The organism is Enhygromyxa salina (assembly GCF_002994635.1).
GTDB classification, from domain to species: Bacteria; Myxococcota_A; Polyangia; order Nannocystales; family Nannocystaceae; genus Plesiocystis; species Plesiocystis salina_B.
In genome coordinates this window covers 81,209-94,552 of sequence record NZ_PVNL01000015.1, presented here as the reverse complement: position 1 = coordinate 94,552, position 13,344 = coordinate 81,209, and the positions used below count along the sequence as shown (strand labels likewise).

Below are 13,344 nucleotides of genomic sequence, written 5' to 3'. Positions count from 1 at the left end.
CTCGTCATGAGCATCGACACCAACCCCGACAACTATCAAGGCCTGCGGCCCGTGCAGCTGCGCGCGGACGGGCGCGCCCTCCTCTTGCTCGACCAGCGCTTGCTCCCCGCCGAAGAGGTCTGGCTCGAGCTCGACGCGCTCGAGGACATCGCGGTGGCGATCGAGACGCTCACGGTCCGCGGGGCCCCGGCGATCGGGTGCGCGGCGGCGATCGGGCTGTACGTCGTCAGCCTGGGTCTCCCCGAGTCCCGCGGCGAGTTCCTGACCGCGCTGCGGGCCGCCAGCGAGCGACTCGCCAACACCCGGCCGACCGCGGTGAATCTGTTCGTGGCCCTGCAGCAGCAGCGCGTCGCGGTCACGGATCAGCTGGCCCGCGATCCGGACACCAACGTCGCTCGCCTGCGCGAGATCCTGCGCGCGACGGCCGAGCAGCACGTCCGCGATGATCTGCGCGCGTGCCTCGAGCTCGGGGCGCACGGGGCCGCCAAGCTCCCCGCGGGCGGGATCTTGACCCACTGCAACACTGGCGCGCTAGCGACCGCCGGACACGGGACCGCGCTCGGCGTGATCCGCAGCGCGTGGGCCAGCGGGACCAAGCTGCACGTGTTCGTCGACGAGACCCGGCCGCTGCTGCAGGGCTCGCGCCTGACCGCGTGGGAGCTGATGCACGACCAGATCCCGTGCTCACTGATCTGCGACAACATGGCCGGCGCGATGCTGGCCCGTGGCGAGATCCAAGCGGCGATCGTCGGGGCCGATCGCATCACCCGCAACGGCGACGCCGCCAACAAGATCGGCACCTACACCGTCGCGGTCCTGTGCAAGCACCACGGCGTGCCCTTCTATGTCGCCGCCCCGGTGACCACGATCGATTTTTCGCTCAGCTCGGGCGATCAGATCCCGATCGAAGAGCGCGACGGCGCCGAGGTCCGCGAGCACGGCGGCGTGCTCCGAGCCCCCGCGACCGTCGCCGTCCGCAACCCCGCGTTCGACGTCACCCCGGCCGAACTCATCACGGGGATCATCACCGAGCGCGGCGTGTTCACCCCGTCCGAGCTCGCGCTCACATCATCTCGCTGACCCCGTCGGCGAACTCGTGCCCGCCCACCAGCTCCATCGGCCGGTTGGTGTGCCGCGCGTTCTGAACCGCCTCGCGCAGCTGCTCGAACAGCGCCCGATGGTTGGGCAGGCCATGGATCACCAGATCCGGGTTGGTCTTGTCGGTGCTGATCAGCCGGATCCGACCGTTGTTGAAGATCCGATCGACCAGTGACTGGGTGTACTCGACGTCCAGCACCCGCCACAGCTCCAGCGAGTCGACCCGCTTCGCCAGCACGCCGTGCTCGGTCTCCACCCGCCGCAGTGAGATCTTGTACTTGCTGGAGATCTGGACCAGGTAGGTCCACAGGATCCCCGGCAGCCCGATCAACCAACCGAGCCCCAGCGCCCAGCCGGGGAGCCCGATGTCGGCCATGTTCAGCCCGATCGCAATGGCCCCGCCGAGCACGGACACGCCCGCCCACTTGAGGTAGCCGCCGAGCGCCGCGCTGTGCTTGGCGATGCCCGCGTAGATCACATCGCCGCCGCCAGGCTGCGCCGTGGACCCATGCGGCGGCGCTGCGACGGCGCGCCCCTGCGGCTGCCCCTGACTTGGGGGGGTCCCGTTGTTCGGCGGGTTGGTCGGCGGCTGGTTCATGCCGCCTACGTTAGACGGATCCACGCGCCAGCGTCAGAGGAATTTTCTCGGGTCACGCCGTGGGCAGCGAGCGCGTGGCCGCGAGATAGGGTCCGAGGGCGTGGAGGCCCGGCAGATCCCGAATATCGCCGTCGAGCCGGGCGATGATCAGGCCCAGCGCGTCGCTTGGCAGCAGCTGCGAGAGCTTGCGGATCGACTCGAGCGCCCGCTGGTTGCTGGCCGCCGCCTCGGTCCGAACCATGTGGAGGCTGGACAGCAAGGTGCTCATCGTGTCGCGCTCGGACCGATGCAGCTCGTCGCCAAACAGCAGTCGGATCGTCGTCGCGCTGTCGAGCACACCCGCAGAGCTGACGATCGCCAGCGGATCGGCGTGGGTCAGCCGCTCGTAGGCGCGATTGAACACGGCCACGTCGATCCGCACCCCCCGGGCCTTGATCCCGGCGGCCAGGGCCTCGGCGTCGGCGAGGTGGGTCGCGTCGGCCGAGCTGACCAGCACGAAGCTGGTATCGCGCGCGCGCAACATGCCCTGGATCGCCGACGCGCGCATGTGGAAGCCCTCGCGCATCCCGTAGAAGGCCTCGAAGAAGGCGATGGTCTCGCCGGCCAGCTCCTTGCCGACGACGACCTCGAACAGCTTGGTCGCGGCGGCGCCCGAGCCCTGCATCAGCCGCGCCCGCAGGCCTCGACCCCGGTTGCCGGCGTTGGGCACGAACCACTTGACGACCCCCTCCTCCAGGAAGGTAGCGAGGCGCGAGGGCGCGTCGAGGATGTCGAGCGCGTTGCGAGCGGGCGGGGTGTCGAGGATCACCAGATCGTAGCGACCCGAGTGCATCACCTCGTGCAGCCGCTCCATCGCCAGATACGCGTGGCTGCGCGCCAGCGTGCCGGCCATGGCTCGGTACACGCGGTTGCGCAGGACCTTGTCGCGGGTCTCGACGTCAGGCGCCACGCGCTTCATGAGCGAGTCCATGCTGGCGGCGTTGTCGAACATCGCCGCGTAGAGCTCGCCCTTGACCTCGACGCCGCGCTTGCTCAGCTCGTCGGTGGGGACCATGCGGATCCGATCCTCGAGCTCGGTCAGACCCAGGGCGTCGGCGAGCCGCTTGGCCGGATCGATCGTGAGCACCAGGGTCCGGCGACCGAGCTCGGCCGCGCGCAGGGCGATCGCCGCGGACACCGTGGTCTTGCCGACCCCGCCCGGCCCGATCGCCACCAGCAGGCGCTGGCGCATGAGCAGCTCGTCGATGCCTGTCATCTCGCTCATCTCGTGCTGCTGCCCCTGCTCGCTCTAGCGGCGTGGGGCCACGCCCACGTTGGTCGATTCGCGCTGCTGGCCGCTGTCGAGCAGGTCGAAGGTCGCCTCGCCGATGTGCGCGACGGTGTCGAGGTCCAGCACCCGGCTGGCCACGTTGTGCAGCTCGACCATCGGCATGTCGATGTCACGCTGCATGCGGTTGATCTGCGAGCGCGCGTTGACGTGGTAGCGCATCGCCCGGCGGGCGATCGCGACGTCGTCGACCAGCGTGCTGATCCCAACTTTTTGCGCCCGGTACTCCAGGCGATCGAGCATACCGGCCTGCGCAGGCCCCAGCGGCCGCGACGGGACCTGGTTGACGAACAGCACGCCGAGCTCGACGTCGTGGTGCTTGCGCAGCCGCTGATACAGCTCGACGGTCTCTTGCGCGGGCAGCTCTAGCGGCAGCGTCACCAGATTCAAGATCGTCCGGCGAGGATCCGTGAGCAGGCTCGAGAACCCGTCGACCAGCCGCCGCATGGGCCCGTCGCCGATCAACCCCTCCATGACCGACGGCAGGTTGAGCAGCATGATCGCGTGGCCGGTCGCGTCGAGGTCGACGAAGATCGGATCCCAGCGGACGCCGCCCGTCGGCGAGCGCTCGGCCTCGAGCGCGCTGAGCTTGTTGAGCGTGGCGACCTCGGAGACCGAGGGCGCCGCGTGAAAGAACTTTTGCAGGGTCTTGTTGCGGATCACCGTCCGCGCGACCCGCTTGACCGGGATGTGCTCCTCGAAATACTCGGCCAGCGCCGACTCGAAGTCGAGGTTCATGGCGTGCACGCCCCGGCCGACGTCGCGCGGCTCGTAGCCGATCCGGTCGACCTCGAACACCGCCTCCATCGAGGCTCGGTGGCCGAGCTCGACGATCAGCGGTCGCCGGCCCCGCCTCGCGGCCTCGCACGCGAGCGCAGCGACCAGCGTGGTCTTGCCGACCCCACCCTTGCCGGTGAACATCAGGAGCCGCCGGTCGAGCAGCGATGTTGCGCTGAGGTTCACGGGTAGTGAAGCGCCCGATGGCTTGGACCGGACGAATTCGGGAGCTGCGTAACCCAGCCCCCGTCCGAACACAACCGGGCGCGCGGTGGGCCTCACGGCGAGCGTGCATTTGCCATAGGCGCTCGCTTCGCGCCCCACGCACGAGCCGTCCGGGCGTCTGGGCGCCATGGGTGCCGGTCGGCGCAAAAAAGGCTACCGTGGGCCCCGATGTCGCCGTGGGGTGCATGGGTGCAAGCGGCCCGACCCTTGGCCGCGGCGAATGTCGCGGTACCGCTCATGCTCGGCCAGGTCCTGGCCTACGCGGCGCACGGTCGGTTCTCGTGGGCGCTGTTCGGCGGCGTGCAGCTGCTCGGCGTGCTCGATCAGCTGTTCATCGTGTTCGCCAACGACTTCGCCGACCGTGAGGCCGACGCCGTCAACCCGTCGCCCACGGTCCTCTCGGGTGGCTCGCGGGTGATCCAAGAAGGCAAGCTCACGCCCGAGGCGCTGCGCAAGGCGGCGTGGATGATGCTCGCGGCGATGGTCCTCGTCGCGCTGGGCTTGGCGGCGATCCATCAGCTGTGGTGGTTGCCGGTCCTGGTGGTGGGCGGCGCGGGGCTGCTGTGGGCCTACAGCTTCGCGCCCCTGCGGCTGTCCTACCGGGGGCACGGCGAGCTGCTGCAGGGCCTCGGGGTCGGGGTGGTGCTGCCGATCATTGGGTTCTACGCGCAGGCCGGCAGCTTCGCGGCGCTGCCGTGGTTGGGCTTGTTGCCGTGTTTCTTGCTCGGCTACGTCGGGAACCTGCTGACCTCGCTGCCGGACTACCCGGGGGATCGGGCGGCGAGCAAGCGGACCTACGCGGTTCGCCACGGGCAGTTCGACGCCCGCCGCCACGCCCTGGAGATGCTCGCCGTCGCGATCGGGTTTGGCTGGCTGGTGGTCGACGGCCTGCCCTGGTGGGGCGTCGCCATGATCATCGCGGTCCCGCTGGGGCCCGTGCTCGCGGCCGCGCGACTGCTCGGGTCTGCCGACGCGGGCAACCGCGGCGAGTGCCTGCGCTTCGTGTTCTTGGGCGCAGGGGCGGCGAACCTGGCCATGCTCGCGTGGATGGCCGCCGCGCTGATCCGCAGCCTGGTCTGATCCAGCTTGACCGTGGAGGGGGTTGGCGCGGATGATCCAGCCGTCGCGCCGGACCTCCGGTTGCTTGGAACCTGACCAACGGTCGGGTGTCACTCGGGCCCGAGCCGCGACCGTGTACGCGCCAGTGAACCCAGACAGCCGCACCGAGCCCGCCGGTGACGCAGCCCCGCCAGAGGCCGCGGCGCCCGAGCCAGTTGAGCCAGTTGAGCCAGCTGAGCCAGCTGAGCCAGCGCCCCAGCCAAAGCGGCGGTTTCGCGGCAAGCCCGAGAGCGAAGAGGTCCGCGCCGCCCGGGACGCCCGCGACCGGCGCCTGGTCCGACGGCTCAAGCAAGGCGACGAGCGAGCCTTCCAGGAGCTGGTCCAGACCTACCAAGATCGCATCTTCGGGCTCGTGTTCCGCATGATCGGAAACCGGCAAGAGGCCGAGGACATCGCCCAGGAGGTGTTCATCTCCGTGCACCGCGGGATCGCCAACTACCGCGGCGAGGGTCGGTTCTACACCTGGCTGTATCGGATCGCCTCGAACACCTGCAAGAACCGGATCAAATACCTCAAGGGCCGCAATTTTCACCGCGCGTCCGACATCGACGAGACCCCGGCGGCCCACACCCGCGGCGAAGATGGCGGCCCGATCGTCGCGCTGCAGAGCGCGGTCCCGGGGCCCGAGGCCACGATGACCGCCAACCGGCTCGAGCGCGCGATCCAGGCCGAGATCGCCCAGCTCGAGCCCGAGCACCGCCTGCTGATCGTGCTGCGGGACATCCAGGGGCTGAGCTACGCCGAGATCCTCAACATTACCGGGCTCCAAGAGGGCACCCTCAAGAGTCGTCTTCACCGCGCCCGGCTGGCGCTCAAGGTTCGCCTCCAGCCCTACCTCGAGTAGGACCAAAATCCCCTTTACCTGACGGACTCCCGGTCTAAAGTTAACCGAGCACCCAACACCATGGCCGCCGACTCCAACGCCGAGCTGATGACCGCCTACCTCGACGACGCGCTCGAGGGTGGTGACGCGGAGTCGTTCCAGAAGTACCTGGACGACTCGCCCGACGCCCGGCGCGAGATGGAGGATCTCCAGAAGATCCTCTCGGTCGTGCGTGAGCTGCCCGATGTCGAGGCCCCGCCGGACTTTTACGACAAGCTGTCGAAGAAGCTCCGGCGTCGCCGCGCTGGGCCCGACGGCACGCTGTCGCTGGTCTCGCTGCCGTTTCAGGTGCTGAGCATCCTGGTGATCCTGGTGATCGCGGCGACCTTCTTGATGCTGGAGATCGAGCGCGAGGACGCACAGATCGAGAAAGATCCAAGCGCGGCCAAGGCCAAGAAGGCGCCTACGGGCGAGCCACCGGCGCTGGAGTGATCGCGTCGACCAAGAACGCGCACGCGTCGATCACCGAAGCGTCGGCGTGCCGGGCCAGGCTCGCGGGCGTGCGCCGAGCCCAGGCCCGCACCAGCAACCATAGCTTGCGGGCCTTGCCCGTGTGCGCGCGACCGCGGATCGGGTCGCAGGCTTGCGCGCGGATCACCCGACCGATGTCGCTGTAGATCAGGCTCGCCGCCCGGATCGCGGGTCGGCAGTCGCGGGGCAGCATCGCGAGGCCCGCGTCGGCGCGCAGGTAGTACTCGTCAGCCTCGCGCAGCAACGACTCGACGACCTCGGCGACCCGAGGATCCCCGGCGTAGTCGTGGACGTTGGCTACGAACTGCACGGGATCGATACCTCGCTCGCGCAGCCACGCAGCGGGCAGATACAGGCGCCCGCGACCGGCGTCCTCGAGCACGTCGCGGCAGATGTTGGTGAGCTGCATGGCCGCCCCGAGGTCGCAGGCGCGGGCGAGCGTCCGGGCCTCGCGGGGGCCCATCAACAAGGTCATGACCACGCCGATCGCCGAGGCCACCCGGGCGCAGTAACCCAGGAGCTCGGGCAAGGTCTCGTACTCGCGCTCGTCGGCGTCCCACTCGAAGCCCTCGATCAGCGCGTCGACGACCACCCGCGGGATCGCGTGGTCGAGCACGACCCGGGAGAACGCTCGATCGACCGGGTCGTCGTCGGGCGTGTCGGCGTAGATCCGATCCAGGCGGGCCGCGAGCTCGACGACCGCCGCGCTCGGGTCATCGCTGAAGTCGACGAGGTCGTCGGCGACCCGGCAAAACGCGTAGAACGCCGCCGCAGGGCCGCGCATGCGCTTGGGCAGCAACAACGACGCGGCCGCGAAGCTCTTGCTGCCAGCCGCGAGGATCTGCTTGCAGGCCTCGATGTCGGCCCTGGCTGCCCCTCCCGAGTGGTAGTCGCGACTGCGGACCGGCGCTGGCGTGAACCGCTCGCTCATGTCGCCGGCGCCCGCAGCCCCTCGGCGATCAAGGTCTGCGCGTCGGGGATCACCTTCTCGAGCACCTTGGCCGAGCTCAACACCCCCGGCACGCCCGCGCCCGGATGGGTGCCCGCGCCAACCAGGTACAGGCGGTCGATCTCTTCGCTGCGGTTGTGCGGACGAAAGTAGGCGCTCTGGGTCAGGACCGGCTCGACCCCGAACGCCGCGCCCTTGAACGACAGCAGCTCGTCGCGAAAGCCGATCGGATCGAGGATGTGCGAGCTGACCACTTGGTCCTCGAGTCCCGGCATGATCGTGTCCGCCAGGTACTTGCAGATCTTGGCCCGGTAGCGCTCGCGCTCTTGCTCCCAGTCGGTCCCGCTGTCGAGGTGAGGCACGGGCGACAGCACATAGAACGCGTCGCTGCCCTCGGGGGCCAGCGCGGGGTCCGTGGCCGTGGGCCGGTGCAGGTACAGCGAGAAGTCCTCGGCCAGCACCTTGCGCTCGAAGATGTCGTCGAGCAGCCCGCGGTAGCGCGGCCCGAGTAAAATTGTGTGGTGGGCGACGTCGTCGTACTTGCGCTTGGTCCCGAAGTACCAGACGAACAGGCTCATCGAGTAGCGCGTGCGCTCGAGCTTGGTGTCGGTCCAGCGGCGCCGGTACTGGGCCGGCACCAGGTGCTTGTAGAGAAACGCCGAGTCGGCGTTGGAGACCACGATGTCGGCGCTGATCTGCTCGCCTGACTTCAGCCGGACCCCGCTCGCGCGTCCGTCCTCGACCGTGATCTGCTCGACCTCGGTGTTCAGGCGCAGCTCGCCGCCCTGGCCCTCGATCAGCTCGACCAGACCCTGGATCAGCGTGCCGGTCCCGCCCATTGGAAAGTACACGCCCCACTTGCGCTCCAAGAACGCGATCAAGGTGTAGATCGAGGTGGTCTTGAACGGGTTGCCGCCGACCAGCAAGGGGTGAAACGAGAACACCTGGCGCAGCCGCTCGTCTTTGATGTAGCGCGCGACCAGGCTGTAGACCGTGCGGTAGCTCTGCAGCCGGATCATCGCCGGGGTGATCTTCAGCATGTCGAGGATGCTGCCGAACGGCTCGTCGGCGAGCTGCTCGAACCCGACCTCGAAGATCCGCTTGGACATCGCCAAGAAGCGCTCGTAGTTGGCGACGTCGTCCGGGTTGAACGCGTGGATCTGCTCGCGCATCACCTCGGCGTCGCCCTGGTAGTCGAACACCTGCCCGTCGTGGAACCGGACCCGGTAGAACGGCGAGACCGGGCGCATGTCGATGCTGTCGGCCATTCGCTTGCCACACAGCTCCCACAGCTCCTCGAGCAAGAACGGCGCGGTGATCACCGTGGGCCCGCCGTCGAACACGAAGCCGTCTTGTCGGTAGACGTACGCTCGGCCCCCGGCCTGGTCGCGGCGCTCGAGGACAGTCACTCGGTACCCGCGGGCACCCAGGCGAACGGCGGCCGCCAGCCCCCCAAATCCGCTGCCGATCACCAGCGCGTGAGGCTTGGCGTCTGAACTACTTGTGTTCAAGGTTTGCATGATCCTTGGCGTGTTTTGGGCTCTTGCTGAACCAACCTTTGACAAGTCTTGGTTCGCGTGCTTGTCATAGCCTGAAACTGCCGCTCGATTTGGAGCCAAGCTCATGCCCAGCCCCACCCCCAGCCACCGGGGTAAGTATCGAATTCAGACGGTCGCAGAGATGACCGGGGTTCCCGCCGCCACGCTGCGCGCGTGGGAGCGCCGCTACGGGATCCCGTCGCCCGAGCGCAGCGACGCGTCGTACCGGCTGTTCAGCGACTACGACGTCAGCGCGATCCGGCGGCTGAAGGAGCTGTGCGAGGGTGGCATGGCGCCCGCCGAGGCCGCGCGGGTGATCCAGCGCGAGCAGACCGCGAGCAAGACGCCGGTCGACGCCGACCCCTACGCCCGCGGGTGTGAAGCGATCTTGGCGGCGATCGAGGACTTCGACCCGCGCGGGGTCGAGCGAGCGGTCCGCAGCGTGATGTTCCTCGGCTCGGCGTTCACCGTGTTCGAGCGGGTGCTTGGGCCGACCATGCGGACCGTCGGCGATCGCTGGCACGAGGGCAGCTTCTCCGTGGCCCAGGAGCACATGGCCACCGAGGCGATGCTCGGTGCCTCGCGGGACATGTTGCGGCTCGTGGATCCCGCGAGCTCGGCCCCGGAGGTGGTCCTGGCCTGCTTCGCGGACGAAGAGCACGCGCTCCCACTCTACGGGGTGGCGTTCGCCCTGGTCCAGTGGGGATTTCGGCCGCTCGTGCTCGGCGCACGGACCCCGCCGTCGGCGATCCGCCATGCGGTCGAGAGCATACAGTCCGCGCTGGTGGGGCTGTCGGTGTCGACGGAGCTCCCCGCCCACCGCGGGCGTGAGTTGGTCGACGCCTACGCCGAGGCCGCCCAGAGTGTGCCCTGGATCGTCGGGGGCGCGGGATCTGATCATCTTCGCGAGATGGTTGAAGCTTCCGGCGGTATGGTCGTCGGCACGCAACCGCTGGATCAGGTCGAGTCGTTGGTCGACGAGGCCACTACCGGATCCGGGTCAGCAAAGCGCGCACGCAGGGGATGAACCAACTTTGATCTTCGCCACCTTGAGCGCCGTGTTGCTCAGCTCTCCGCTGATCTCTGGCTTGTCCCCGGCTGTCGTCGCGTCCGGCCAGCTCGCGGCCGCCACCGATGACAGCCAGTCCGCGCCGGTCAGGACCGAGCACTGGGCGGGTCATCAGGTCGTGTATGGCACCCGCGAGGTCCCCGTGCTCGGGACTCTGCAGACCCGCATGGACACCTACACACTGGCCCGCGTGCGCCGCTCGGACCACGCGATCGAGATCGACCAGCGGGCCTGCAAGGTCAACTATGCCGACATCGGCGGGGTCAAGGTCTACGTCGACGTCAACGCGCTCCCCGACTCGAGCTTGGTGTTCGAGCGGGTCGAGGGCACCCCTCACTTCACGATGACCGGCACCGTGAACTGGGGCGAGGAAGACATCGACGACGACGGTGAGCCCGGGATGCGCGTGTACGTCGACGCGCCCGTGTGCAGCGGCAACCTGCACGTGACCAACAAGACCACGACCAACGCCCGGGCCTTCGGCGACGACCAGGGCACGCCGATCTACGGCGAGGTCACCCTCAGCGTGCGGCAGAAGATCTTGGGCGCCGATACCAAGTGCCTCGCCGGGATGGCGAAGGACAGCTACGAGCGCAGCAAGGGCAGCTTTCGCTACACCAAGATCAAGGCCAACGAGACCTGTCAGTCGCTGCTCGACGCGGGCTGGCCGGTGTCGGCCAAATAGGGTCGAGATCAGTCGGTCGCGATCTTGAAGGGCAGCAGCCCGCGCACCCAAGCGGCCGCGAACCGGCGCAGCGACAGCGACTCGTGCACGGCCGTAGCCGGGCGCCCGCCGTACTGCACCTCGACCAAATTGCGCGAGTAGAACGGCGTGTCCTCGAGCGTGTGCAGCAGCCGGGGAGTGTGGCCTGGATCACTGCGGATCGATCGCGCGACCCCCCAGCGCGTGGTCGCCAGCGCCTGGGCTGGGCCGAACGCAGTCTCGGGGATCACCTCGATCGTGGGTGCGGGGTCGGCCGGGTTGAAGCGCCACGCCCGAGCGTGCGCGACCCCGTTGGAGGCGACCACGTCATAGAGGATCACGCTCTCGCGACCGAGCTCGCAGCGAGACCAGCTCCACGAGTCGAACGCGGCCTCCAGCGCCTCGTCGCCCTCGTTGACGTCGTGATAGCCCGAGCCCGAGAAGCTCAGCGCGGGCTGATCAAACTCGAAGTCCACGCGCGCATGGGGGGCGACGGGGTACCAGCGATGGCGAGGCTGCGCGCGCCAGTGATCGAGCTCGACGCGGGGACCAAACATCGCGGCCGGGCGCAGTCGCACCCGCCCGCGCAGCGGGGCGCCGCGGCGGCCGAAGAATTTCGTGCGTCGCTCGTCGATCTCGACCACCAGCGATCCGTCGTCGTGCCAGCGGATCGTGCTTGCGCCGACGCGCAGGTGCTCGGCGTCGCGGGCGAATTGACCGTGCTCGGTCAGCGCCCACACGCGCGTGCGCTGCTTGGCGTCATAGATCGCGAGGTTGACCGCGCAGTGTTGCTCGGGGTCGGCGGCGGGTCCCCGCGCCCTTGCCCTGGCATAGCGAGGCGAGAACACCGAGCCGACGAACAAGATGATCGTGAAGCCCAGCGCGCCGTCGTCGGAGACTCCGTCGAGGTACCACCACGCGTAGCCGCCCGGGGCGACCGGGGTGTCGAAGCGCAGCGGCGTCGGATCCGGGATCATCGCGCTCGCTCACCCGCACTCGGATTCGCACCCGAGTTCATACCCAGACCGATACCCAGATCCTCGGCGGCGGCTCGCCCGGCGATCTGGCCGCTCAGGCAGACCATCGGGATCCCGGCGCCAGGGTGGGCGCCGCCGCCTGCCAGATACAGTCGCTCGATGTTGGCGCGCGCCCGCGGCCGTCGAAACGGCGCCATCATGGCGTGGGTCGCAAACCCATAGAGCGCGCCGCCCGTGGCCGGGAACAACCGCTCGAATTGCGTTGGGCTGGTGCGGACCTGCTCGATCATCTCGAGCTCGAGCCCGGCCGCGCGCAGGGCCGCGAAGGTGCGCCGCTCGAGCGCGTCGAGCTCGGCGTTCGTCCACGGATCTTCGTCACCGCGCGCGGGCGCGTTGACCAGGATCAACAGGCGCTCGGGCTCGGACCAGTCGGGCGTTGCATCCAGCGGCTCGACCGCGTCCAGGCGATCTTGAGCGCATACATAGATTGTCGGCTGGTCGATCAGCTCGCCGCGCTCGAGCGACCGAAACTCCGCGGGGTAGTCGGCCGAAAAAAACACGTTGTGGTGCGCCAGCGGAAACCCGCGGGTGCGCGCGCACGCGGACCAGGTCACGGCCGAGAGCGACCGCGCGGCGCCACGCTCGTAGTTGACGCAGCCGCGCAGCTCGGCGCCCAGTCGACCTTCATCCAGCGCTTGGGGGGCCGCGTTGACCACGACCGCGTCGGCGTCGATCCGCTCACCCGAGACCAGCTCGACTGCGACCGCGCGCCCATCTGCGACGATCACACGGCCCACCTCGCAGTCGGTGCGCAGCTCGATCCCGAGCTCCGTCCCGACCTGCGCGAGCGCCTCGGCGAGTCGATACATGCCCCCGCCGACCCGCCACACGCCCGCGCGCTCGACATGCGCGATCAAGTTGAGGGTTGCCGGGCAACGAAAGGGTGATGATCCGTAGTAGGTCGCGTAGCGGCCAAACAGCTGGCGCAACCGGGTATCCGGAAAGAAGCTCGACAGCGCCCGCCACATCGATCGGTGCCAGTCGATGCCGGCGAACTCCAGCGCACCGCGCAGGCCTTTCGCGGTCACCACCGACGACACGCTGGGCCGCTCCGACCGCAAGAAGGGCTGCTCGACGATCGCGTAGATGCGCTCGGTGTGTGCGCAAAAGCGCCGATACCCCGCGGCGTCGTCGGGCCCGGCGAAGCTTGTGATCGCGCTCGCAGTGGCCTCGATCTCTGCGAATAGATCCAGCCGGCCACCGTCGGGCCACGCGTGGCGGGCCAGGACCTCGAGCGGGATCAGGTCGACGTAGTCGGCCAGCCGCTTGCTCGCAGCGGCAAACAACTGATCGAAAGCCCAGCGCATCGTCATCACGGTCGGGCCCGAGTCGATCGCTCGTCCGGCGACCTCGAGCTCGCGCAGCTTTCCGCCGACACGCGCGCCACGTTCGAGCAAGGTCACCCGACATCCCAGCGCCGCTGCCTGGATGGCCGCCGACAATCCACCAACGCCCCCACCGATGACGACGACCGCTCGATTCTCTGCTACAGTGCCCGGCGCGCTCATGCCCACACGTGGGTCTCTGACCACCTGACCTCCCGATCATCA

13 protein-coding genes are annotated in these 13,344 nt (G+C 68.9%); 6 read left to right on the top strand and 7 right to left on the bottom strand.

Annotated features, from left to right (window positions below):
* The first annotated feature begins 6 nt into the window (after positions 1-6).
* Positions 7-1,080, top strand: a complete 1,074-nt coding sequence (gene mtnA, locus ENSA7_RS03500) for an S-methyl-5-thioribose-1-phosphate isomerase (RefSeq protein ID WP_106087765.1) — start codon at positions 7-9, stop codon at positions 1,078-1,080.
* On the opposite strand, the gene ENSA7_RS03495 is transcribed toward mtnA, so the two are convergent.
* The 3 genes from ENSA7_RS03495 to ENSA7_RS03485 are packed head-to-tail and all read right to left on the bottom strand — an operon-like array spanning position 1,064 to position 3,986.
* On the bottom strand, positions 1,064-1,696 hold the full coding sequence (locus tag ENSA7_RS03495; protein WP_106087764.1) for a PH domain-containing protein: 633 nt from the start codon (positions 1,694-1,696) through the stop codon (positions 1,064-1,066). The genes mtnA and ENSA7_RS03495 overlap by 17 nt on opposite strands.
* A 52-nt stretch (positions 1,697-1,748) precedes the next feature.
* Complete coding sequence (locus ENSA7_RS03490; protein WP_106087763.1) at positions 1,749-2,960, bottom strand: ArsA family ATPase; 1,212 nt, start codon at positions 2,958-2,960, stop codon at positions 1,749-1,751.
* A 24-nt stretch (positions 2,961-2,984) separates the two neighbouring features.
* Positions 2,985-3,986: an ArsA family ATPase gene (locus tag ENSA7_RS03485; protein WP_181233058.1), complete on the bottom strand. Its 1,002-nt coding sequence runs from the start codon at positions 3,984-3,986 to the stop codon at positions 2,985-2,987.
* Positions 3,987-4,232: 246 nt separating this feature from the next.
* Here ENSA7_RS03485 and ENSA7_RS03480 point away from each other — a divergent pair, with 246 nt between their 5' ends.
* The 3 genes from ENSA7_RS03480 to ENSA7_RS03470 all read left to right on the top strand — a co-directional run bounded on the left by ENSA7_RS03480 (position 4,233) and on the right by ENSA7_RS03470 (position 6,459).
* The gene (locus ENSA7_RS03480) at positions 4,233-5,105 is read left to right on the top strand and encodes a prenyltransferase (RefSeq protein ID WP_181233056.1); all 873 of its coding nucleotides are present in this window, start codon (positions 4,233-4,235) and stop codon (positions 5,103-5,105) included.
* A 112-nt stretch (positions 5,106-5,217) separates the two neighbouring features.
* Positions 5,218-5,988 (top strand): sigma-70 family RNA polymerase sigma factor, encoded by a 771-nt coding sequence (locus tag ENSA7_RS03475; protein WP_181233054.1) that lies wholly within the window; start codon positions 5,218-5,220, stop codon positions 5,986-5,988.
* 60 nt (positions 5,989-6,048) lie between these two features.
* Positions 6,049-6,459, top strand: a complete 411-nt coding sequence (locus tag ENSA7_RS03470) for an anti-sigma factor family protein (RefSeq protein ID WP_106087759.1) — start codon at positions 6,049-6,051, stop codon at positions 6,457-6,459.
* Here ENSA7_RS03470 and ENSA7_RS03465 read toward each other — a convergent pair.
* Positions 6,431-7,429: a phytoene/squalene synthase family protein gene (locus ENSA7_RS03465; protein WP_106087758.1), complete on the bottom strand. Its 999-nt coding sequence runs from the start codon at positions 7,427-7,429 to the stop codon at positions 6,431-6,433. The two genes, ENSA7_RS03470 and ENSA7_RS03465, sit on opposite strands and share 29 nt — an antisense overlap.
* Positions 7,426-8,967 (bottom strand): phytoene desaturase, encoded by a 1,542-nt coding sequence (locus tag ENSA7_RS03460; protein ID WP_106087757.1) that lies wholly within the window; start codon positions 8,965-8,967, stop codon positions 7,426-7,428. The genes ENSA7_RS03465 and ENSA7_RS03460 overlap by 4 nt, the downstream gene beginning before the upstream one ends.
* Before the next feature lie 103 nt (positions 8,968-9,070).
* Here ENSA7_RS03460 and ENSA7_RS03455 point away from each other — a divergent pair, with 103 nt between their 5' ends.
* Positions 9,071-10,012 carry a MerR family transcriptional regulator gene (locus ENSA7_RS03455; protein WP_106087756.1) on the top strand — a complete coding sequence of 314 codons (942 nt, stop codon included), beginning with the start codon at positions 9,071-9,073 and terminating at the stop codon, positions 10,010-10,012.
* A gap of 31 nt (positions 10,013-10,043) precedes the next feature.
* Complete coding sequence (locus tag ENSA7_RS03450; RefSeq protein ID WP_146157284.1) at positions 10,044-10,739, top strand: hypothetical protein; 696 nt, start codon at positions 10,044-10,046, stop codon at positions 10,737-10,739.
* 8 nt (positions 10,740-10,747) lie between these two features.
* Here ENSA7_RS03450 and ENSA7_RS03445 read toward each other — a convergent pair whose 3' ends face one another.
* Both ENSA7_RS03445 and crtD read right to left on the bottom strand, forming a co-directional pair.
* Positions 10,748-11,734, bottom strand: coding sequence for a carotenoid 1,2-hydratase family protein (locus ENSA7_RS03445; RefSeq protein ID WP_106087754.1), 987 nt, complete (start codon positions 11,732-11,734; stop codon positions 10,748-10,750).
* Positions 11,731-13,302, bottom strand: a complete 1,572-nt coding sequence (crtD, locus tag ENSA7_RS03440; protein WP_106087753.1) for a 1-hydroxycarotenoid 3,4-desaturase CrtD — start codon at positions 13,300-13,302, stop codon at positions 11,731-11,733. The genes ENSA7_RS03445 and crtD overlap by 4 nt, the downstream gene beginning before the upstream one ends.
* Between the last annotated feature and the right edge of the window lie 42 nt (positions 13,303-13,344).

Bases quoted from the DNA above. Each gene is read 5' to 3' on its own strand.
- mtnA (WP_106087765.1), top strand. From the start codon at position 7: ATGAGCATCGACACCAACCCCGACAACTATCAAGGCCTGCGGCCCGTG.
- ENSA7_RS03495 (WP_106087764.1), bottom strand. From the start codon at position 1,696: ATGAACCAGCCGCCGACCAACCCGCCGAACAACGGGACCCCCCCAAGT.
- ENSA7_RS03490 (WP_106087763.1), bottom strand. From the start codon at position 2,960: ATGAGCGAGATGACAGGCATCGACGAGCTGCTCATGCGCCAGCGCCTG.
- ENSA7_RS03470 (WP_106087759.1), top strand. From the start codon at position 6,049: ATGGCCGCCGACTCCAACGCCGAGCTGATGACCGCCTACCTCGACGAC.
- ENSA7_RS03465 (WP_106087758.1), bottom strand. From the start codon at position 7,429: ATGAGCGAGCGGTTCACGCCAGCGCCGGTCCGCAGTCGCGACTACCAC.
- ENSA7_RS03460 (WP_106087757.1), bottom strand. From the start codon at position 8,967: ATGCAAACCTTGAACACAAGTAGTTCAGACGCCAAGCCTCACGCGCTG.
- ENSA7_RS03455 (WP_106087756.1), top strand. From the start codon at position 9,071: ATGCCCAGCCCCACCCCCAGCCACCGGGGTAAGTATCGAATTCAGACG.
- ENSA7_RS03445 (WP_106087754.1), bottom strand. From the start codon at position 11,734: ATGATCCCGGATCCGACGCCGCTGCGCTTCGACACCCCGGTCGCCCCG.
- crtD (WP_106087753.1), bottom strand. From the start codon at position 13,302: ATGAGCGCGCCGGGCACTGTAGCAGAGAATCGAGCGGTCGTCGTCATC.